This window comes from Saccharothrix texasensis, from assembly GCF_003752005.1.
Classification (GTDB): Bacteria; Actinomycetota; Actinomycetes; order Mycobacteriales; family Pseudonocardiaceae; genus Actinosynnema; species Actinosynnema texasense.
In genome coordinates this window covers 21,257-42,361 of sequence record NZ_RJKM01000001.1, presented here as the reverse complement: position 1 = coordinate 42,361, position 21,105 = coordinate 21,257, and the positions used below count along the sequence as shown (strand labels likewise).

15 protein-coding genes are annotated in these 21,105 nt (G+C 72.8%); 7 read left to right on the top strand and 8 right to left on the bottom strand.

Annotated elements, in window-relative coordinates; genetic code table 11:
- Positions 1–21: 21 nt before the first annotated feature.
- The 3 genes from EDD40_RS00165 to EDD40_RS00155 form a co-directional block, all read right to left on the bottom strand.
- Entirely contained in the window at positions 22–3,681 is a 3,660-nt protein-coding gene (locus tag EDD40_RS00165) for a type I polyketide synthase (RefSeq protein WP_425471327.1), read from the bottom strand.
- Positions 3,682–3,790: 109 nt separating this feature from the next.
- Complete coding sequence (locus EDD40_RS00160) at positions 3,791–5,062, bottom strand: NsdA family TPR-like regulatory protein (protein ID WP_484336697.1); 1,272 nt, start codon at positions 5,060–5,062, stop codon at positions 3,791–3,793.
- A 58-nt stretch (positions 5,063–5,120) separates the two neighbouring features.
- Positions 5,121–5,501, bottom strand: a complete 381-nt coding sequence (locus tag EDD40_RS00155) for a hypothetical protein (protein ID WP_148088633.1) — start codon at positions 5,499–5,501, stop codon at positions 5,121–5,123.
- A 266-nt stretch (positions 5,502–5,767) separates the two neighbouring features.
- On the opposite strand from EDD40_RS00155, the gene EDD40_RS00150 reads away from it, so the two are divergent.
- Both EDD40_RS00150 and EDD40_RS00145 read left to right on the top strand, forming a co-directional pair.
- Entirely contained in the window at positions 5,768–6,334 is a 567-nt protein-coding gene (locus EDD40_RS00150; protein WP_123741079.1) for a dihydrofolate reductase family protein, read from the top strand.
- 146 nt (positions 6,335–6,480) lie between these two features.
- The gene (locus tag EDD40_RS00145) at positions 6,481–7,338 is read left to right on the top strand and encodes a DUF4253 domain-containing protein (RefSeq protein WP_123741078.1); all 858 of its coding nucleotides are present in this window, start codon (positions 6,481–6,483) and stop codon (positions 7,336–7,338) included.
- A gap of 144 nt (positions 7,339–7,482) precedes the next feature.
- Here EDD40_RS00145 and EDD40_RS00140 read toward each other — a convergent pair whose 3' ends face one another.
- Positions 7,483–8,121 (bottom strand): PadR family transcriptional regulator, encoded by a 639-nt coding sequence (locus EDD40_RS00140; RefSeq protein WP_170184877.1) that lies wholly within the window; start codon positions 8,119–8,121, stop codon positions 7,483–7,485.
- A 257-nt stretch (positions 8,122–8,378) separates the two neighbouring features.
- Between EDD40_RS00140 and EDD40_RS00135 the strand changes: the two genes are divergently transcribed.
- Complete coding sequence (locus tag EDD40_RS00135; protein WP_148088632.1) at positions 8,379–8,849, top strand: hypothetical protein; 471 nt, start codon at positions 8,379–8,381, stop codon at positions 8,847–8,849.
- A gap of 212 nt (positions 8,850–9,061) precedes the next feature.
- On the opposite strand, the gene EDD40_RS00130 is transcribed toward EDD40_RS00135, so the two are convergent.
- Together EDD40_RS00130 and EDD40_RS42240 are read right to left on the bottom strand one after the other, a co-directional pair.
- On the bottom strand, positions 9,062–10,267 hold the full coding sequence (locus EDD40_RS00130; RefSeq protein WP_123741075.1) for an FAD-dependent monooxygenase: 1,206 nt from the start codon (positions 10,265–10,267) through the stop codon (positions 9,062–9,064).
- A gap of 215 nt (positions 10,268–10,482) precedes the next feature.
- On the bottom strand, positions 10,483–11,949 hold the full coding sequence (locus EDD40_RS42240) for a hypothetical protein (protein WP_211348021.1): 1,467 nt from the start codon (positions 11,947–11,949) through the stop codon (positions 10,483–10,485).
- A gap of 460 nt (positions 11,950–12,409) precedes the next feature.
- On the opposite strand from EDD40_RS42240, the gene EDD40_RS00120 reads away from it, so the two are divergent.
- Complete coding sequence (locus EDD40_RS00120; protein ID WP_123741074.1) at positions 12,410–12,931, top strand: AMIN-like domain-containing (lipo)protein; 522 nt, start codon at positions 12,410–12,412, stop codon at positions 12,929–12,931.
- A gap of 139 nt (positions 12,932–13,070) precedes the next feature.
- Here the strand turns inward: EDD40_RS00120 and EDD40_RS00115 are convergent, their stop codons facing one another.
- Entirely contained in the window at positions 13,071–15,968 is a 2,898-nt protein-coding gene (locus EDD40_RS00115; protein ID WP_246037270.1) for an AfsR/SARP family transcriptional regulator, read from the bottom strand.
- A 373-nt stretch (positions 15,969–16,341) separates the two neighbouring features.
- On the opposite strand from EDD40_RS00115, the gene EDD40_RS00110 reads away from it, so the two are divergent.
- From EDD40_RS00110 to EDD40_RS00095, 3 genes are all read left to right on the top strand, one after another.
- Positions 16,342–17,892: an FG-GAP repeat domain-containing protein gene (locus EDD40_RS00110; protein ID WP_148088631.1), complete on the top strand. Its 1,551-nt coding sequence runs from the start codon at positions 16,342–16,344 to the stop codon at positions 17,890–17,892.
- Between the two features lie 392 nt (positions 17,893–18,284).
- Positions 18,285–18,776 (top strand): NUDIX hydrolase, encoded by a 492-nt coding sequence (locus EDD40_RS00100; protein WP_246037268.1) that lies wholly within the window; start codon positions 18,285–18,287, stop codon positions 18,774–18,776.
- Positions 18,777–18,950: 174 nt separating this feature from the next.
- Positions 18,951–19,424, top strand: coding sequence for a hypothetical protein (locus EDD40_RS00095; RefSeq protein ID WP_123741071.1), 474 nt, complete (start codon positions 18,951–18,953; stop codon positions 19,422–19,424).
- A gap of 196 nt (positions 19,425–19,620) precedes the next feature.
- Here the strand turns inward: EDD40_RS00095 and EDD40_RS00090 are convergent, their stop codons facing one another.
- Positions 19,621–21,072 carry an amidase gene (locus EDD40_RS00090; RefSeq protein WP_123741070.1) on the bottom strand — a complete coding sequence of 484 codons (1,452 nt, stop codon included), beginning with the start codon at positions 21,070–21,072 and terminating at the stop codon, positions 19,621–19,623.
- Positions 21,073–21,105: the final 33 nt, after the last annotated feature.

The following is a 21,105-nucleotide window of genomic DNA, read 5'->3' as shown; positions in this document are numbered from 1 at the left end:
CGAGCGCGGGGTCCCGTGCGGTCACCGCGCGCCCCCGCTCATGGCCAGGGCGATCAGCTCGTCCACGTCCAGGTCGTCGATCGACGGCTCGTCGGGCGCGGCGGGCCCGGGTGGCGGCGCCGGTGGCGCGAGGGCGTCGGCGAGGTGGTCGGCCAGCTCGCGCGCGGTGGGGTGGCTGAACAGGGCCGTGACGGGCAGCGTGACGCCCGTGGCCCGGGACAGCCGGGTCACCAGCTCGACCGTGGTCACCGAGTCGAAGCCCAGGGTGAGGAACGGCCGGGCGCCGTCCACCGCCGCCGGGTCGCCGTGGCCGAGGATCGCTGCCGCCTCACCGCGCACGAGCCCGTCGACCCACGCCCGCCGGGCCACCGCGTCGAGCATGTCCACAGCGGACTCGCGCACCGGGGCGCCTTCTCCCGGCACCAGGCCGCGCAACAGCGGCGGCGGGATCTCCGCGCGCAGTGACGCCCGGTCGAACACGGCGGGCACGACCACTCCCCCGCCGCGCTCCAGCGCCTCGTCCAGCAGCGCCAGCGCCTGCCGCGTCGTCAGGGGCACCAGGCCGATGCGGGCGAGCCGCCGGTGGTCGGCGTCGTCGAAGTGCCGCAGCATGCCCCGCGCCTCCGCCCACGGCCCCCAGCCCAGCGACACCGCGGGCAGCCCCGCCGCGAGGCGGTCGCGCACCAGGCCGTCCAGCGCCGCGTTCGCCGCCGAGTACGCGCCCAGGCCGACCCCGCCGGTCACGGCGCTGATCGAGGAGAACGCGACGAACACCGCGTCGCGGGCCAGGTCGTGCAGGTGCAGCGCGGCCGTCACCTTCGGCTCGAACACCGCCGCCAGCCGCGCGTCGTCCCACTCGGTCAGTGGCGCGTCGGCGAACACCCCGGCGGCGTGCACGACGGCGTCCACCGGGTGGCGCAGCAGGTCCGCGACGGCCGCCCGGTCCGCCAGGTCGCACGCCACGAGCCGCACCGCCGCGCCCGCCGCGCGCAGGTCCGCCACCAGCTCGGCCGCGCCGGCCGCGGCCGGACCGCGCCTGCTGGTGAGCACCAGGTCGCGGACACCGTGGCGGCGCACCAGGTGCCGGGCGACCTGTGCGCCCAACGCGCCCGTCGCACCCGTGACCAGCACCGCCTCGCCCAGGCTGAGAGGTGGGCGGGTGGTCGGCGCGGCCGGTGCCAGCCGGGCGGCGGACACGCGTCCGCCCACCACGCGCACCTCCGGCTCACCGGAGCGCGCCGCCGCCGCGAAGTCCGCGTCGCCGTGCAGGAGCACGATCCGGCCCGGCTGCTCGGCCTGCGCGGACCGCACCAGGCCCGCCACGGCGGCATGGGCGACACCGTCGCCGGGGAGGTGCACGACCAGCGGCCCGGCGGTGTCCCGGAGCCGCGCCAGCACCGCCGCCACGGCCGTGCGCGGGTCGCCGTCCGGGGCGGTCAGCGCGGTGAACGCGCCCTGGCCGCCCGGGTCCGCGACCGGTGTCCAGGCGACCTCCAGCAGCTCCGCCGGGCGGTTGGGCGCGAAGCCCTCGTCGGCGGGCGCGTCGAGCCAGAACCGCTTGCGCTGGAAGGGGTACGTCGGCACCGGCGCCGGGCGGGCGCCGCCGAACGCGCCCGACCAGTCCACCACCGCGCCGTGCGCCTCCGCGCGCGCCAGCAACTCCCGCGGCCCGCTCTCCACGACCACCGCGCCCTCGACGCGCAGGCCCGCGACATCGCCCACGAACAGCTCGTAGCCGTCCGCGACGAGCGCGTCCGCCCGCGCGGCGGCCTCCGCCGGGTCCAGCACCAGCACCGGCAGGTCGTCGGCGAACCCGGTGACGCCCCCTCCCCCGCGCCGCACGACGACGACGCCGTCCACCGGACGTGCCGCGGCCCGCACGACGTTCGGCGCGGTGACGTCCCGCGCGACCGCGTCCAACCCGGCGAGCAGCTCGTCCCGGTCCCCGGCGAGCACGACCGCCCGGTGCTCGAACCGCGCCTTCGCCGCCATCGCCGCGCCGATCTCCTCGACGGCGAGCGCGGGGTGCGCGGTCACGTGCGCGTGCAGCCGCTCGGCCTGTGCCCGCAACGCCTGCGCGGTCTTCGCGCTCAGCACGCACGGCGCCACGCCCACCGCCGTCCGGGCGACGGGCGCGGGCAGCGGCGGTTCCTCCAGCACGATGTGCGTGTTCGTGCCGCTGATCCCGAACGACGACACCCCCGCCCGCCTCGGTCGCCGGCCACGCGGCCACGGCACCGGCTCGCGCAGCAGCCGCACGTCGCCCGCCGACCAGTCCACCCGGGTCGTCGGCCGCTCCGCGTGCAGGGTGCGCGGCAGCACGCCGTGCCGCATCGCCATCACGACCTTCAGCACGCCCCCGACACCCGAGGAGATCTGCGTGTGCCCGATGTTGGACTTCAACGACCCCAGCCACAGCGGCGTGTCGCGGTCCCGGCCGTAGACCGCGATCACCGCGTTGGCCTCGATCGGGTCGCCGAGCCGCGTGCCGGTGCCGTGCGCCTCGACCGCGTCCACGTCGGCGGGCGCCAGCCCGGCGTCGGCGAGGGCCTGGCGGATCACGCGTTGCTGCGCCGTGCCGTTGGGTGCGGTGAGCCCGTTGCTGGAGCCGTCGTGGTTGACCGCCGAGCCGCGGATGACGGCGTGCACCGGGTAACCCAGGCGCAGCGCGTCGTCCAGGCGGGCCAGCGCCAGCACACCGACCGCTTCGCCCCAGCTCGTGCCGTCGGCGTCGGCGGAGAAGGACTTGGCGCGGCCGTCCGGCGCGAGGCCGCCCTGCTTGGTGAACTCGGTGTAGAGGCCCGGCGTGGTCAGCACGCTGACGCCGCCCGCGAGCGCGAGGGTGCTCTCGCCGGAGCGCAGCGACCGGCACGCCTGGTGGATCGACACCGAGGACGCCGAGCAGCCCGTGTCGATGGTCAGCGCCGGCCCCTCGAAGCCGAACACGTAGGAGATGCGACCGGACGCCACGCTCAACGTCGTGCCGGTGAGGACCGCGCCCTGCACGTCGGCGGGCGCCTGGTGCATCCGGGGCCCGTAGTCCACGTTCATCGCGCCCACGAACACCCCCACCTGCTCGCCGCGCAACGACGCCGGGTCGATCCCGGCGTCCTCCACTGCCTCCCAGGAGGTCTCCAGCAGCAACCGCTGCTGCGGGTGCATCGCGCGGGCCTCGCGCGGCGAGATGCCGAAGAACTCGGCGTCGAAGTCCGCCGCGCCGGTGAGGAACGCGCCCTTGCCGGTGGCGCTGCGACCCGCGAGGCCCGGTGTCGGGTCCAGCAGCTGGTCCAGGTCCCAGCCGCGGTCGGTGGGCACGTCGCCGATGGCGTCCACACCGCCGTCCACCATCTCCCACAGCCCTTCGGGTGTGGTGATGCCGAGCGGGAAGCGGCACGCCATGCCGATCACCGCGATCGGCTCGCCCGCCGGGGGGCGCGCGGCGGGCCCGGCCCGGCCGAGGACCGCGCGGACCAGGTCCTGCGGCGTGGGGTGGTCGAACACGAACGTGGACGGCAGGTCCACGCCCAGCGCCGCGGTGAGCCGGTCCCGCAGCCGGTTCGCGTCGGCGGTGCGCGTGCCCAGGTCCCGCCACGTCGAACGGTCGTGGGCGCGCACGTCCGCGCCCAGCACCGCGCGGATCTCGCGGTGGACGGCCCGCAGCAGCGCGCGTTCCCCCGGCACGGGCATGGCGACTCCTGGTCCCTCGTCGGGCGGCTTCGCCAGCCAGTCAAACCCGGTGGACCCGGAACCGGGAGGTCAACTTGGTCAGGACGGGGTCAGCTCGGTCAACTCACCCGGTGCGCGGGAGGAGGGCGGGCACCGAATCCCACCGGTCGGGCGCGGCGGTGGCCCCGAGGTCGTCGAGGCGGCGCGCCAGGTCGCGCAGCCGGCGGTGCTTCACCTGGCGCCGCCGCAGCTCCGCGGCCGCCTGGCGCAGCGACACCACCACCATGTTGACCATCCGGTGGGGCTCCAGCTCGAACAGCGGCGACACCACGTCCGTCATCGCCTCGACGTCCTTGAGCCGCAGCTGGGCGCGCAGGACGTCGATGCGGATCAGCACCTCGACGGCCTGGAACCGCTGGGTCGCCGGGAGCCGTTCGACCCACTCCAGCGAACGGCCCAGCTCGCGCAACGCCCACGCGGGCTCGTCGAGGCTCAGCAGCGTGTGCCCCGCCAGGTAGGACTGCCGGTCGTGGCGGAAGCTGAACAGGCCGCCGCCGGGCGCACTGCCCTCGTCGCTCCGGTCCGCCCAGTCCTTCAGCGCGCGGCGCGCCTCGTCCGCCATGCCCGACGCCGCCCACGCCCGGGCCGCGCCCAACCGCAGCAGCACGTCCAGGCCGTCCGGCGCGGGCCACGACGCGCCGTCCACGGCGTGCTGCGCCGACTCCGCGAAGTGCCCCAGCCAGTACGCCTGCTTGGCCTGCGCCACCCGCGCCCAGCGCCGCGCCTCGTTGTCGTCGGCGAGGTCGGCCAGGTCCCACGCCGCCGACGCCTGGATGTAGGCCGCGCCGCTGTCGCCCAGGTCGTCGGACATCCAGGCGAGCATCGTGCACAGCTTCGCGCCCAGCGACAGCAGCTCCCGCCGCTGCACCGGTTTCTGGTTGCCCCGCAGCAGCTGCGCCACGCGGTCGCGTAGCAGCGCGACCCGTTCGACGAGCGACGAGGACGGCATGTGCGAGTAGTACCCGACGATGTTGTCGAGCTCCCGGGCGAGCTGGGCCAGCGTGGCGTCGTCCGCGTTGGTCTCCGAGACCTGCTGCACGAGCTGCGCCGACGTGTGCGAGTCCCGCAGCAGCGCGCTGGCCCGTCGTTCCTCCCCCGCCGCGCGCGGCCAGATCCGCCCGAGGTCCACCGGCTCGTCGAGGTGCTGCGACAGCACCTCGACGACGGCCTCCGGCACCCCCCGGCGGGGATAGGCGCCCTTGAGCCAGTGGTAGGGCGCCTTCGCGCTCACCGTGCCCGCGCCGCACAACCGGTTTATTTCCCGCGCGAGTCGTTCCGGTGACCAATTCAACCGGTCGAGGAAATAGGCCAACCCGCTGTCCCCCGGCGCAAGCACGAGCAACCCCCTATATCGTGGTCGACCCTCGAGAAAAAACGTTACCACGGTGCCGCGGTCAATCCACCTGAATGCGAATACCCCCGGCCACCACGCACGACAGGTTGACGAACCGCCGAACGCACCACGCCGCGCTCACCCGGATGGTCCGTTCCCGGCCGCCAGGAAGATCCGCGCGCAACACACACCACTGCGCATTCCCGATGAACCGGGACGTCCGTCTCGGCGATCCGACTCCGACCTGTTCGCGGTCTTCCGAGTCGCGCCGCGGCATTTCGTCCCGGTAATTGCCCACGCCGGCCCGGTCGGCCACCGCGTCGTCCTCCACCCGCACCCGGTGCTCGGCCTCACCCGGCCCGGCGCACGCGGTCACCTGCACGGGTGCAAGAGGTCGGCGACCACCCCGTTCCGCTTGCCGGGATTTGATCGCCGCGCTCATGCTCGGTCGCGGGTCGTCGCCACCCCGGTCCCGCGCACCACCTCGTCGACCGCCGGACGCTGACCGAGCTGGACCTCGTCCCCGGGTCCTAGGCGGAGCGGGCGGCCGTCCTGTGCCGCAACTCGTCCCGTCCGAATGCGGCGTGCGCTCATGCCGACGGCACAACGTCGACAGGGCCGGCGATCCGCCGGCGTGCGTTGCCCGGGGTGGGCCGAGCCGGCGTGGCGGCGCGAAGATCCTCCGGCGTTCCGGCAGGGTGTGCCGCCATGGGAACGCTGAGCTACGGCATGAACGTCTCGTTGGACGGTTACACCGTCGACGCGAACGGCGACCTCGGGTGGGGCACGCCGGACGACGAGCTGCACCAGTACTGGAACGACCGCACCGGGCAGGTCGCGCTGTCGCTGTACGGGCGCAAGCTGTACGAGCTGATGTCGGCCCACTGGCCGACCGCCGGCCAGGCGCCCGGCGTGCCCCCGGTGGAGGCCGAGTACGCCCGGCGGTGGCTCGCGATGCCGAAGGTCGTCTTCTCCCGGACCCTGGACTCGGTCGAGTGGAACTCCAGGCTCGAACGAGGTGACGTGGTGGAGGCCGCCAGGAAGCTCAAGGCCGACACCGACGGCCTCATGGAGGTGGGCGGCGCCACCCTCGCCGCGCCCCTGGTCCAAGCCGGCCTGGTGGACGAGTTCCACGTGCTCGTCACACCGGTCCTGATCGGCGGCGGCACCCCGTTCTTCCCGTCGCTCGACGCGTGGCTGAAGCTGGAACTGGTGGAGAACCGCACCTTCGGGTCGGGCGTGGTCCTCCTGCGCTACAAGACCATCCGCGACTAGCGGCTGTTCCCGCCCGAGAGCTCTCCACCTCGCTCCCCGCCCGGGAACGTCCGCACATTCCGCTGCTCGGGCGTCGTGGACGAGCCGTTGCGGCGGGACCGGTCGGCACAGGCGCGGTTGTCGATCTCTGGGCCTACGATCCCGTCATGATCTCCGAACCGCCCCTGCCCGCCGATCTGCGGGCGCTGTTCGTCGACGCGGCCGACGCCGGTCGGTCGCTGTCGGTTCCGCTGCCGCCGGGCCGCCCGGTCGTCCCGGAGGAGGAGGGCGGCGAGCGGCCCGCGTTCTGGCTCGGCGACGGGCCGGCGCCGGCCGGGCTGTGGCCGCGGTTGCGCGCCGAGCACGCTCGGTCGGGGCTGTGGCCCCTGCTGCTGGACTCCCTGGACGACGAGGACGAGGAGTACCGGCCGTGGGGCAACGGCGAGGTGCTGCCCGGTGACATGTCCTCGCCGGGCGAGCACGACCCGGACGCGTTGCTGGCGCACTGGTGGACCTGGAACACCAGCGAGGCCGCCGAGGACACGCTGACACCGGCCGAACGCGCGGCCGTCACCGCACCGTTCGGGCGCACCTGGCCGGGGTTGGCGCCCGCACCGCCGGTCGGCGCGGACCCGGACCGCATCGTCGACGGCCTCGCGGAGCACCTCCTGGCGGGTCACCCGTCACTCCGCCTCGGCCTGGTCGCGGCGGAGCGCGGCGCGGACGCGGTGACCGTGGCCGGGTGGACCGGCCCGATGAACCACGTCGGCGACACCGCCGAGGTCTCCGCGGTGCTGCGCAGCTGGGAGGAGCGGTTCGGCGCGAGGGTCGTCGGCGTCGGGTTCGCCACGCTCGTGCTGAGCGTCGCCGCCCCTCCCCGCACCCGCGAGAGCGCGTTGGCCATCGCCGCCGAGCACTTCGCCTTCTGCCCGGACAACGTCTGGCAGGGCCAGGCCCCCCACACGCTCGCCGCGTACGCCGAGCGCCTGGTGGACGACCACTCGTGGACTTTCTGGTGGGACTGACGGCCACCGTGACCGCGTGCCGCCGTCGCTGACAGCGGGATCACTCGACCCGGATCTCCGGTCGTCCGGCAGGCGCGGGCGGGGGTGTCCGGGGACGTCGGCCACGCGGGTCAGGCCCTCAGTGGGGGTTCGCCGGTCACCGCGCTACCAGGGTGGCCGGCCCTCGCCCAGTCGAGTCAGCAGCTCGGTGGGGTCCGGGCCGCTGCGGGTGTCGGGCCAGTCCCGGACCTGCTGTTCGGCCCAGTCCGCCCACTGCCGGGTCATCTGCGCCAGCCCGACCCGGTAGGCCTGGGTCAGGCCGACGATGTGCGCCCGGTCGGGGTAGGGCTCGGCGCCGGTCGTGTAGTCGTGCGTGATCACGGCCGCGCCGGCCTGGGTCCGCTCGGCCCAGGCGCGCATCGCCTCGATCGCGCCGAGCAGGTCGTCCTTGTCACCGAGATCGGAGAACAGGACCTTCATCATCGCGTCGTACTGGAACTGCGGTTCGGCGGCGGGGTCGGCCAGCCAGCGGCGCAGCTCCCGGCGTCCGGCCGGGGTGATCGAGTAACGGGTGCGGCGCCGCCCGCCGTTCGCCTCGGTCGCCGCCGTGGCCAGGCCGTGGGCCACCAACGCCTTGGGCTCGTTGTAGACGACGCTCTCGGCCGAGGCCCAGAACGTGCCGCTGCGCTTGAACTGCCGCGCCAGCTCGTAGGGCGTGTGCGGGCGCAGTCCCAGCAGACCGAGGATGCCGTAGGACACCGTGGTGAGCTTCTTGGTCCGACCGGCCAAACCTGCCTCCCGCACCTTGCCGAGTACTCCGTTCCGGAGTATAGACATACTCTGAAACGGAGTATCCCGCTGCGAGGTGTCCCATGTCCCAGACACCACCCGTCCCCGCCTCCGAGTCACCTTCCCCGGGCCGATCCGGCCTGATCCCGTCGACGATCACACCGAGCCCGGATGTCCGTCACCGGCCGGGATCGTCGTCGATCTCCCGAAGGCCTCACAGGTGCGACGTGACCGCTCATCGCCGTGCCCCTGCATGGATCCGGAGGAGCCACGTGAGTCATCCAGCCGGCAGGCGATCACCACGGCTGCTCGGTGTCCTGCTCTGCCTCTTCGCGGCCGCGGGGTGCATGTCGGTCGCCGAGATGGAGGAGCTCCAGGTCCGCGTCGTGGATGCGGGCTACACCGACGTCGGGGTCGGCCACACCACCGAGATCGGCGGCTACGACACGGTGACCGTCACGGCCACCAACCCGTCGGCCACCGGCGACGGCATCGACATCGCCCGCCTCGTCTGGCACACCTACCCGGAAGAGGTGGACGAGGTCGTGGTCACCCTCAACGGCACCAGCCGATTCGCCACCAGGGAGGAGATGGCACAGGAGTTCGGCCCTCGCGGGCTCCAGCCCGACCCGGACGACGACACCGACCTGGGCGACGTCCTGGAGTGGTTGGTCGTGGTCGTCGTGATCCTCGTCGTCCTGGTCAAGGTGCTGAGCTTCCTGGCGCGCCTCGGACGCCGCTGAGGGCTGGACCCCCGGTGAGCGGACGACCCCGCACCCACCCTCCGCTCCGGTGGGCACCCGACGTTCCCCCGGTCCAGCGCCTCCTCGCGCGCCGGACCGGGGGCACCCCCGGTGAACGCGCCCAAGCCGGTCAGCGGGTTGACGTGCTGGTGGCCGACCAACTCGTCACAACCGGGCCGCGCGAACCCGGACGGCCGGCTCGACGCGGTGGCCTACGGCTTGGCCGGGACTCCCGAGTCCGGCACCCCGGCGTAGTCGGGCAGCTCGACGCCGTCGATCGCGCGCCCGACCAGCTCCGCGAACCACTCGCCGGTGAAATCGGGACCCGGTCCGGCGTCCGGCCCGGGGACGTCGCGGCTGCGGGCGTTCAGCCGGCCGATCTCCTGGTTGGCCTCGACGAACGACCGCATCCGCGCCTCGTAGCGGGCGAACCCGACGGCGGGGTCCCACCCGGCGGCCGCCAGCTCACCGGCCAGCAGGTAGGCGCCGACCAGGGCCAGCCCGGTGCCCTGCCCGGACATCGGCGACGAGCTGAACGCCGAGTCCCCGAGCAGCCCCACCCGTCCGCTGGACCAGCGGTCCATCACGACCTGGGCGACCTGGTCGAGGTAGAAGTCCGGGGTGTCGTCCAGGTGCGCGAGGATGTCCTCCGTCAACCAGCCCAGGCCCGTCATCCGCTCACGCAGCAAGGCTTTCTGGGCCTCGACGTCGCGGTGGTCGACGTCGAAGTCGGCCGAGGCGAAGTAGAACATCGCCATCGCCCGGGTGGCGTCCTGGATGGGGCGCAGGAGGGCTGAGCGCCCGGACGCCTGGTCCTGGTGCTCGAGCAGCCAGCGGTCCAGCCCGAACTCGTTGGGCACGCTGTAGAACGCCAGCACGTGCCCGAGGTGGCGGAGGAACCGCTCGTGCGGCCCGAAGACCAGCGCCCGCAGCGACGAGTGCAGCCCGTCGGCCCCGACCGCCAGGTCGAAGCGCCGCCGGTCGCCGCTCGCGAAGACCACGTCGACCCCGTCCGCGTCCTGGGTGAGTCCGGCGATCCGGTCACCGAAGACGTACTCGACGCCGTCACGGGTGTCGTCGTAGAGCACCCGGGACAGGTCCCCGCGCAGGATCTCGATGTCCGCGATGAACCCGTCGCCACCGTAGTCGTCGACGCTGAAGGTCTCCAGCACCCGCCCGTCCGCGTCCACGGTGTGCGCCCCGGCGGTGTCGGTGCACGCCGCGCGCACCGCCGCGTCCAGCCCCATGCGCCCGATGACCTCCTTGGCCACCCCGCGCGCGTCCACCGCCTGTCCACCGGGCCGCAGCTCGGGCGCCCGCTCCACCACGGTCACCTCGGCTCCCCGCCGACGCAGCCAGTGCGCCAACGCCGGCCCCGCGATGCTCGCCCCCGCCACCAGCACCCTGATCCCGCTCACCGCGCCCCCCGTCGACCTGTCCGGCTCTCGGACCGGATCCTACGGCGACCCGCGGCCGGCCCGGCGACCTGCCGAGCACTGCGACAAACGTCAGCCCTGCCGTGCTGGGAGGATGTCGGTACCGAGTGATAGCGCCGCCGCGGAACGCAGCACGAACGCCATCGTCCACTGTCGACGGACGGGTGCCGGTTGCCCGGTGATCGGCCCGGGACCGGTCACGTCGGCAGTCCGAGGTGGAATCGCAGAAGGCGCGTTTGCTCGGGTCCGAGGATGGGTTCCGCTTCCGCCAGCAGTGCGGACAGTTCGTCCGCCCGTGGTCCTCGGGGGACGGAGTACGCGGTCGCGGCGTCGTGCCTCAGCCAGTCGGCGAGGTCGGTCCGGGCGTCGGCGGCGATGGCGTGCCCTGGGTCGTTGACGAGGTGCAGGTCGACGCTGATCCTCGTCCACGGGCCGTGCGCTCGGAGAAGGCGGTAGGCCGCCACCCGGACGTGGGGCGGGTGCGGTTGACCGAGCAGCGGTCGCAGGGAGCGCTCGTCGAGGGTGTCCGACTGGTGGAGCAGGGAGAGGGTGACCTGCCGCGTTACCGAGCCCACCGGGTCGGCGAGCAGGGGGAGGAGCAGTTGCGGTGACGTGTGACCGCGTCGCCGCAGTGCGCGGACCGCTTCGGCGCGACCGCGTGACGAGGGGTGGGCCAACCACGGCCGGAGCAGATCGGCGTCGGAGGAGGTGCCGGTTTCGCCGAGACCGGCGATGACCGAGGGGTCGGGTGGCTGTTGCTCGGCGAGCAGCACCCGGTACCGCGTGGCCGGGTCCGTGCCGGCGCCGCGTACGACGGCTTGTGCGGTCGCGCGCACGAGTGCGCTGCGGTCGGCCAGTGCCTCGGCGGCGGGGGCGACCTCGCCCACAGCGGCCAGGGCGCGCACTGCTTCGGCGCGGACCGCGGCCGTTCCACTGGTGAGCAGCCGACGGGGTACGTCACGGTCGCCGGTCGCCCTCGCCACGCGGATGGCAGCCTCCGCGCACATGATCCGGATCGGCAGGTCGGTGTCGGTCGTCGCCGCACGCACCAGCTGGTCGATACCGAGCCGACCGGTGTCCAGCCCGATGGCGTGCGCGACTCGTCTGGTGCGCCAGTCCTCGGCCGCCAGCGCGGCGGTCAGGGCAGCGGGCGGGCCGTCGCGGAGCAGGCCCTCCAAGGCGGCGGCCAGCCAGCCGCCCGCCTGCCGGGCCCGCAGGGCAAGGGCGACCGGCGCCAGGAAGGTGACCGCCTCGGTCGGTGCGCGGTCGAGATGTCGCCGGCACGCCCGGCGGGCACGGTCTCGGACTTCGGGTACCCAGTCCGCCGCGCGGAGGGCCAGCGCGGGCAGCACGATGACGTCATCGAGCTCGGAGAGCGCGGCCACAGCCGCTTCCCGGACGAAACCGTCCGGGTGACAGGCCGCGAGCAGCAGTTCCAACGGTCCGGGGTGGTCGGTGGCAACGCGGCGGGCCGCGCCACCAGCCCATGCGGAGACGTTCCACAGGCCGCGTCGGCCGGCACCGTTCAGCACGAGCCACAGCCGCGGTTTCGCCCCGACCAACGCCTGTTCCGCGCGCGCGACCAGGTCCGTGTCACCGTGACGGCCGACCGCGAGCAGGAGCGACGCGAGGTCGTCGACGGCACCGGCTCGTCCGCCGGTCACACCGTCGACAGCGTGGTGGAGCTGCTCGAGGCTGGGAACCGTCGACGGTGCGTCCTCCGGAAGGTGCGCGGCACCCGACAACCGGACGAGGCGTTCACGCAGTCGCCGGAGCAACCAGTCACCGGTGGCCTTCACGGCTCTCCCCTCGTCGACAACCGCCGCGCTCTGACACGCCCGGACCATCCTCCCGGCAGCCGCAGCGGTGGGCACGCGCTTTTCCGGCTGGTGCGGGCGAACCCGCGCTCACGGGGCCGCACGTCGCCGGATCACGCGTCCTGGGCAGCAACACCGAGTTCAGACGACGTCTTGTGCGGGTGCGCACACGCCGATCAGCGCATGACTGCGGAAGTGCCGCCGTGCGGGTGAATTGCCCGGGCGCACCGGCGATCGGACAACCAGGGGCCTCGCCGCGCGTCCCGATGTGCATCGGGCGACAGGCCCGGGGGGAGAGAGGAAGATCATGCGCAGAGTCGCGTTGGCGGTCGTCGCCGCGCTGGTGGTGCTGTCGGTGGTCCCGGCGACCGCCACCGCCGCCGCCTGTGAGCCGGTGGACTGGGGATCGGGCCTGAAGACCGTGGTCAACGGTTCCGGGGGCACCGTGACCGACATCCGTTCCGGGCAGCACGAGTGCTTCGACCGGCTGGTGATCGACACGCACCTGGCCGGTGGCGGCTACTACGTGCGCTACACCGACGAGGTCACCCACGTCGGGTCGGGTGAGCCGGTCCCGCTGCGGGGTGGTGCGAAGCTGTTCGTGATGGCGTACTCGCCGTCCTACGACGAGAACTTCGACCCGACCTACACGCCCGCGGACCCGGCCGAGGTCGTGGACGTGACCGGCTACCGCACGTTCCGGCAGGTCGCCTGGGCCGGTTCGTGGGAGGGCACCACGGACCTCGGGTTGGGTGTCCGCGCCCAGCTGCCGTTCCGGGTGTTCACCCTGCCCGACCGCATCGTCGTGGACGTCGCCCACCAGTGGTGAGCCGTGGTGGGATCGCCGCCGAGGCGATCCCACCACTCTCGGAAGACCGTCGCGTTGCACCGCCCGGGGTCGCCGGGTGCCGTAAGCGGGTCGGGCTCGGCGCGGCCGATCCGCGTGGACCGGCAGCAGGCCAGGTCCGCTACGCCAGTCCGGCACCACCTGTCCCGGCCGCTGCGCTGCCGCCGGGTCGCCGTCCGGTCGAGTTCTTCTTCCGGTTGGTGGTGGCACCGCCGAGGTCGTCGAGCTGCCGCTGCACTCGGGCGGCGTCATCGTCGCGGCCTTGTTGTCGGTAGAGGCCCAGGGCTTCCTGCCAGACGGCGCGGGCTCGGGTGTGTCGACCGAGCGCGGAGTAGGGGTGTCCGAGGTGGTCCAGCGTGTCGGCGGTTCCGGTGGTGTGCCCGAGCGAGCGGCGCAGGGTGAGGGCGTGCCGGTAGTGCTGGACGGCTTGGTCGTGACGTCCCGTGCAGTGGTCGATGTAGCCCAGGCTGGTCAGGGCGGACGCCTCGCCGTGGGCGTTGTGGTGCTGCCGGTGCACGTCGAGGGCGGCTTGGCAGCGGTCACGGGCGGTGGCGTGGTCACCCAGCTGTGCGGCGTACCAGCCCATCAGGTTGAGCGCGGTGGCTGCCCGACCTGGCTGGTCGAGCCTGCGGTAGAGGTCCAGAGCGTGCTGAGCGTGCCCCGATGCCCGCCGGTGGTCCTCCCGCAGGCCCCAAGCCCACGCGAGGGCCTGATGGGTGTAGGCCGACTGGACCGGATCGTCGTGGTGCCCGGCCAGCTCGAGGGCTCGGTGGAGGTTGGTCAGGCCCTCCTCGTGCTGACCCAGCGCGGTGTGGGCGCGGCCGAGGTGCCGGTGGGCGCGGATGCGGGTGGCGGGGTCGGGCAGGTGGTCGGTGACCTCGGCCGCGGTCTGCCACACGGCCAGCTCGTCGTGGCGGTGCCCGCGTCGCAGGTGGAAGGTGGTCAGGGTCCAGGCCAGGTGCCACACCGCCCAGTGGAGGCCGTGAGTCGCCGCGGTGTGCTGCACGGCCGGCAGGTGGCGGTGGTGGGTGTCCAGCCAGGACAGCGCGGCCGAGGGGTTCGGCAACGGGTGGGGCCGGCTGCCGGAGGCGGGCGGGTCGAGCCGGACCGGTGCTCGGTGGGGGTTGAGGAGGCGGTCGGCGGTGTGGGCGGTGTGCAGGTAGAAGTCGACGACCCGCTCCAGCGCGGCCTGCCGCACCGGTTCCGAGAGGGTGTGGTGGGCGGTGGTGGCGACGTGGTCGCGGATCAAGTCGTGCATCGAGTAGCGACCGCCGGGTGCGTGGGTGATCAGCGACGAGTCGACCAGCCCGCGCAGCACGGCGTGGGTGTCGCGTCGGGGTAGTCCGATGAGGCTGGTGACGGCGGGCAGGTCGGTGTCAGGCCCGGGGGCGATGCCGAGCAGGGCGAGCGCGACGCGCTGCTGCTCGGTGAGGCGGCGCAGGGACCAGGACAGGACGGTGGGCAGGCTGGCGTCGGGGTCGTCGGAGTCCAGGGCACCCAAGCCGTGTTCACCGAGGTCGGTGACGACGTCCTCCAGGAGGCCGGGGTCGGAGCGGATGCGGGTGGCGATCAGGCTGAGCGCCAGGGGAAGCCTGCCGCACAGCGCGATCAGCTCGCTGACCGCCCGCTCGGCTTCGGTCTTGACGCGGGAGTCACCGAGTGCGGTCACCAGCAGGGCGCGGGCCTCGCTGTCGGTCAGCACGTCGACGTGGACGGGATGGGCGCCGTGGCGGGTGAGCAGGGCAGGCAGCCGGTGGCGGCTGGTCACCAGGACGGTGCAGGTGGTCCCACCGGGTAACAGAGGGGTGACCTGGTTCGAGTCGACGGCATTGTCCAGCAGGATCAGCAGGTGCTTGCCGGTGGTGTGGGTGCGGTAGAGAGCGGCGCGGGCGTCGAGGTCTCGTGGATGGTGGTCGCGGTCGACGCCCAGTGCGGCGAGGAAGTCGGCCAGCACGTCGGCCGCTTGCCTGGGGTCACCGAGGCTGAAACCGCGCAGGTCCGCGAACAGTTGGCCGTCGGGGAAGCGGTGCAGGTTGCGGTGGGCCCAGGTCAGCGCGAGCCAGGTCTTCCCGACTCCGCCGGCGCCGCTGAGGGTGGAGATCGCCACCGTCACGCTCGGGCGGGGCGAGCTGTCCTGGACTGACGGGTCATCGGGTGCGGTGGTGAGGACGCGGTCCAGGTCGGCCAGTTGGGTCAACCGGCCGGTGAACCGGGCAGGCGCGGCCGGTAGCTGGAGGGGCACCACCGGCGATCTGACCGCCCCTGCCTCCACTTGGGCCGCGGCCAGGGCGGGGTCGGCGGCCAGGATCCGTCGGTGCAGGTCCCGCAACGCGGCACCGGGATCGGTGCCCAATTCCTCGACCAGTCGTTCCCGCACCTCTCGGTAGTGCTCCAAGGCGTCGGCGGTGCGTCCTGCCTGGTGCAGGGCGGACAGGTACTGGCCGGCGACCCGCTCGTCCAAAGGGTGTTCGGCGGCCCGCGTGGTCAGTTCGACCACCAGCGCCGAGCCTTCGCCTCGGCGCAGCCGGATGTCGGTCAACTCGTGCTGCGCGGCCAACCGCTCCCGGTCCAGCCGCTCGCGTTCGACCTCGGCCCACTTGCCGTGCACGCCTGTCAGCGCCTGCCCGCGCCACAACCCCAGCGCCTCGGTCAACAGTCGTGCCGCCTGCGCGTCGTCGGTCTGCTCGCGGGCGAGGGCGCACAGCTCGCGGAATCGGCGCAGGTCCACCAACGGCCGAGTCGGATCGGCGGTCAGGGTGTAACCACCCGAGCGGCGCTCGATGGCCACACCCTCCACCTGCGCCAACGCCCGGCGCAGCCGGGATATGTAGCCGTGCAGCGTCGACCGCGTCCGCAGCGGCAAGTCGACGCCCCAAACCTGCTCGATCAGCCGGTCCACCGGCACGACCCGGTCGACCTCGACCGCCAGCACTGCCAACAGGCATCGCTGTTTGGCGTGCCCCAGCTCCACCGGCCGCCCATCGACGTGGACGGCCACCTCACCCAATAGGCACAGCACGCGGACTACCACCTCCTGCCGCCGTTCCCCGGCTTAGGAATAGCGCCCTGAACAGGGCAGCGAAGGAACATTGCCAGCGGTTCACACGATCGGCCCCCGATGCTGACGCCCGTGGCGGTCGACCCGCCGCACCGGCGGAGGAGGACCCAGCGCCTTCCTCCCCGCGGGCGCCACACAGCGAATCGCACTCATCGAGGAGAGATCGTGAACCACTTCCAGACCCTGCTCGTCACCCTCGGGTGGGCGACACCCACTTCGACCACCCCCGCCGCCGCAGCGGCAGCGGCGCAGCCACCGGACGGGCCCGGCGGCTGAACCGCCCGGAGGCCGTCACGCCCAGTTCCAGCTGGGCTCGCCGAACCTGCCCGCCCGGTTGGCGGCTACGCAGTCCGGGCGCCGGACTTCCGATCCTCGGGCATCGCCCTCGTGGGATGCCTACCTCTACCTCACGGAAAGGTTTGTGGTGAGACATTTTCCATCGCCTACGAATTCCATCGACCGGAAAGCGGGGGCGCGAAGGAGGTGGACCCTTCTGATCGCATCCCTGGCACTGGCGGTCGTGACCGGTGCGGGAGCGGGCGGCGTCGCATCGGCCGTTCCGGCGCATGACGTCCAGTCGAACTCGAGCGACACGGGAGGGGTGATCACCCGGGACGAGGTGCTGTCGCGAGCGCAGTACTGGATCGACCAGCACGTCCCCTACAGCCAGACGTCGAGCTACCCGGACCCGCAGGGTGTGCGCTACCGGCAGGACTGCTCCGGCTACGTGTCGATGGCGTGGCACTTGCCGAAGTTGCCCGGCGGAGGCGACTACAGCACCGCCACCATCACCCAGGTCACCAGCCCCATCGCCCGATCCGAGCTGAAGCCCGGAGACGCCCTGTGGCGGCGCGACAGCAGCGTCCAGCACATCGCCCTGTTCGTCCGCTGGGCCGACACCGCCCAGACCAAGCCGGTCGTCCGCGAGGAGCCCGACTACGGCAAATTCGCCCAGGAGACCACCTGGTCCTCCTCCTACGCGAACACCTTCACACCATTGCGGTACCGCAACATCGACGTTTCGGAACCCCGGCCGGTGGACCGCACCGAAGGCGATGTGACCGGTGACGGATACGCGGACCTGACCGCGGTCGACGCCGACGGTCGACTCGTCGTGTTCGGCAACGGCCTGTTGCTGCCGAAGCACCACGGCATGCCGTTCCAGGGACGGATGTGGCAGACCGACAACACGAACTGGGGCCGGGACGCCAAGTCCATGACCGTCGCCGATGTCACCGGGGACGGATACGGGGACTTCCTCGTGTTGACCGCTTCCGGGAAGCTCCAGGTCTACGGCAACGGATCGCTCGTCAACGCCGACGGAGCGCCTTTCACCACGGTGTACCGGGAATACCCGAACTGGGCCGGCGCCACCCACGTCGCCGCCGGCGACGTCAACCACGACGGCTGGGCCGACCTGGTCGCGACGATGACCGATGACAGCTTGCGGATCTTCCTGAACACCAAGGAGATCGGAGGCAATGCGTGGCCGTTCCGCGACGTCGGCATCACCTACCCCCGCGGCTGGGGCAGCGACGTGCGTGACATCGCCATCGGCGACGTCACGGGTGACGGCTACGGCGACCTGGTCAGCATCCGGGACGACGGCACGCTGACCGTCTTCGGCAACGGCATCCTGCTACCCGGCAACAACGGATTCCCCTTCGTCAACCCGACCTGGTCGGTCAAGTCCGGTTGGGATCAGGTTGACGACACCTCCGTCAGCGACGTGACCGGCGATGGTTACGCCGACCTCATGGGGGTGACCAGTTCCGGCGAGCTCCAGATCTACGACAACGTCATCCGCAAGACAACCGGCCAGGACTACTACCAAGTGGCCCGCTGGCGCTACACCGACTGGGTCGGCGTCCACCACATCGCCTAGTACTCCGGCCACCCCTGGCGACTGTGCACGTTTCCACTGGTAGTAGCTCTTCCTGGAGCGCTCAGGGAGTGTTGCCCCGGTAGTCGGTCCTTCGGGCCGGCCGTCCAGGCTGGTCCGCGGGTTCGCCGCGTTGGGCCCGAGACGGAGCGGCGGGCGAAGTCGGGCGATCGTGAGGCGATCCGTGAGCGGATCTGCCTGGCCGCCCGCACCTCGCCCGCCGACCGGGACATCACCGCGTTCTGCAGCTGGTCGCTCGCCGGACGCGTGATCCGCCTGGACCTGAGCTTCGTCCGAGAGCCCATCGAAACCCGCGATCGCCGCGTTCAGCTCTGCCGGCGAGGGCTCCAGTCGGGTGGTCTTCGGTACGGCTCGCTCGCCGACACGGTTGCATGGTGACCGTGAGGCCATTCCCGATCCGCGACGGCGCGGGCAACGCGTTGACGGCCTTCCGCGGTTCCTCCGAGGCGGAGTTGCGGCGTCTGGGAGGTCGGGACGTCGTCCCGGCCGCTCTGGTGGTGGTCGAGTACGCGGGTGCCGTGCTCATGGTGTTCGACGCCTGGCGTGCGGCGTGGGAATTGCCGGGTGGTGGGCGTGAGCGCGACGAGACGACGCATCGGACCGCGGTCCGGGAGTTGCGGGAGGAGACCGGCATCCACGGGGTGAGGTTGGACGCCGTCGCCGTGGCCGAGTTCGACCTCGTCGCCCCGGACCGCCGCGAACTCCTCGCCGTCTACCGGGCCCGACTCCGGGCCGCACCCCGCCTGCTGGTCAACGACGAGGTCCTCGACTTCCTGTGGTGGCCGCCGTCGGACCCGGTCGGCGAGCACATGAACCCACTGGATGCCGAGATCGCCAGGCGCGTCGCACGGATGCCGACCGCCTGACCTCGACCGGACGGCTGCACGTCAGTCGTGCCGAGCCGAGGTTCGAGCACAGGTAGCCGATCCTGACGGTGTGGTGGGTTCGGGCGCTCCGGGAACGCCGCCTTCCGCCGACGAGGCAACGGTCGGTGGGAGCTTGACGATACGGAGGGTGGGCGGTCAAGTCGGAGGAGCGCTATGACGGGGTTGGACGTGTTGTTGGACGAGGCGGGGCGGCGACCGGGAACGGCGACCTGTGCCGCGTTGCTGAGCGTGCTCGTCGGGGTCGGGACGCTCATCGGCGGCGTGCTCGCCGGTGTGGTGCTGTCCGAGCCGGTCGGGACGGGTTGGTTCGCGCTGCTCGCGTGGTCGGTGGTCGTCACCCAGGTCGTGGCGGCGGTGCTGTCGATCGCGGGCGGGGTGCGGCTCGCGGTCGGTGGCGGGCGGGGCGCGCTGGTCACCGGTGCCGCGCTGGAACTCTTGGTCTGCGGAGGCTACCTGCTCCACGCCCTGACGGTAATGGCACCTGATGTCGGGGAACCGCCGAGCGCGGCCGTGGTGTTCGTCGCGGTTCCCGTCGCGGTCGCCGCCACGGCAGCGTCGGCCCTGGTGCTGGCGCTGCGCCCGATGACCGGCGAGTACCTGCTCTTCAGCCCGCGTGTTCCCTCCTGACCGACGCCGATCCCACCACCGACATCCGCTCCCGCCGATGTCAGGGCGCAGGTGGCCTGAGCTTCGAGCGGAGGCCGAAGGCGACTCGCGCTGATCCCGTGACCAGCACCGCCCGTCACCGGTGCGGGCGTGCCGGGGTGCGTTCACCCAAGCAATGATCGTGGCTTGGCGATGGGCGGCTCTAGCCTCCACCGCCCTACTTCGGCGGTTGGAAGCCGCCGGTCTCCTGTTCGAGCAGTTCGGCCAGGCGCAGCGGGGTGCGGTCCTCGAACGCCGGACCGATGAGCTGCACCCCGACCGGCAGGCCCTCGGGCGATCGACCGGCGGGCACGGCGGTGGCGGGCAGGCCGGGCATGGTGGCCAGGCCGGCCCAGACGAGCTGGTCGAAGTACGGGTGCTCGACGCCGTCGATGTCGATGCGCCGTTCCAGCGGATCGGGGTGGTGGTCGTGCGGGAACGCGGGCGTCGGCGTGATCGGGCACACCACCGCGTCGAACTCGCCGAACAGCTGCCGCCAGCCGTGGCGGTGGACCTCGCGGCGGTGGGCCGCCTCCATCCAGTCGCGGTGGCTGGACACCATGGCGCGCAGCCGCACGGCGTCGAGGCTCCGGTCGTCCGCGCTGAGCCCGGCGGCGCGGGTCCGCAGCTGCTCGTCCGACCCCACGGGGAAGCGGGCGACGGAACCGGAGATCAGCAACCGCGTGTAGAGCGTCGCGGCTTCGGCCAGGTCGGGCAGCAGCGGGCTGTGCCGTTCGACGCGGGCGCCGCCGGCCACGAGCACGTCGGCCACCCGGTTCACGCCCGCCCGCACGGCGGCCCCGGTCGGGATGAGCGGATGGTCCTCGAGGACCAGGACGCGGAAGTCGCCGAGCCGCTCGTGGCGGGCGGGCGGCAGCGCCAAGCGGTGCGCCTTGCCGAGCGTCAGCGGGTCCGGCCCGGCCATGACGTCGAGCAGGAGCGTGAGGTCGCGGGCGGCACGCGCCATGGGACCGACGACGGCGAGGTCGAACTCGGTCGGCAACGCCGGTTCGGACGGCGGGACCATGCCGCGGCCGGCCGCCAGTCCGAGCGTCGGCTTGTGCGCGTAGACGCCGCAGAAGTGCGCGGGGGTGCGCAGCGAGCCGGCGAGGTCGGAGCCGATGGACAGCGCGCCGAACCCGGACGCCAGGGCCGCCGCCGACCCGCCGGAGGAGCCTCCTGCCGTGCGACCGCGATCCCACGGATTGGTGGTGGTGCCGTAGATCTCGTTGAAGCTCTGGATGTCCTGCAGGCCCAACGGCACGTTGGTCTTGCCGAGCACCACCGCCCCCGCGGTTCTGAGGCGCGACACCTGTACCGCGTCCTCGGCCGGCACGTAGTCGCGGTGCTGCGGCATGCCCCAGGTCGTGGGCAGCCCGGCGACGTTGTACGACTCCTTGACCGTCACCGGAACGCCGAGCAGCGGCCGGTCCTCACCACGCGCCCGTGCCTGGTCGGCGCGGCGCGCGGCGGCCCGGGCGCGGTCGAAGTCCGGCACGCAGATCGCGTTGACCACTGTGTCGTCGCGCTCGACGCGGGCGATCGCCTCGTCGGTCAGTTCCACCGATGTCACGGCACCGGCGCGCATCGCGGCGACGAGTTCTTCGGCTGTCCTGAAGCTCCATTCCATGAATTCGACGTTATCGACCAGTCGCGAAAGCCA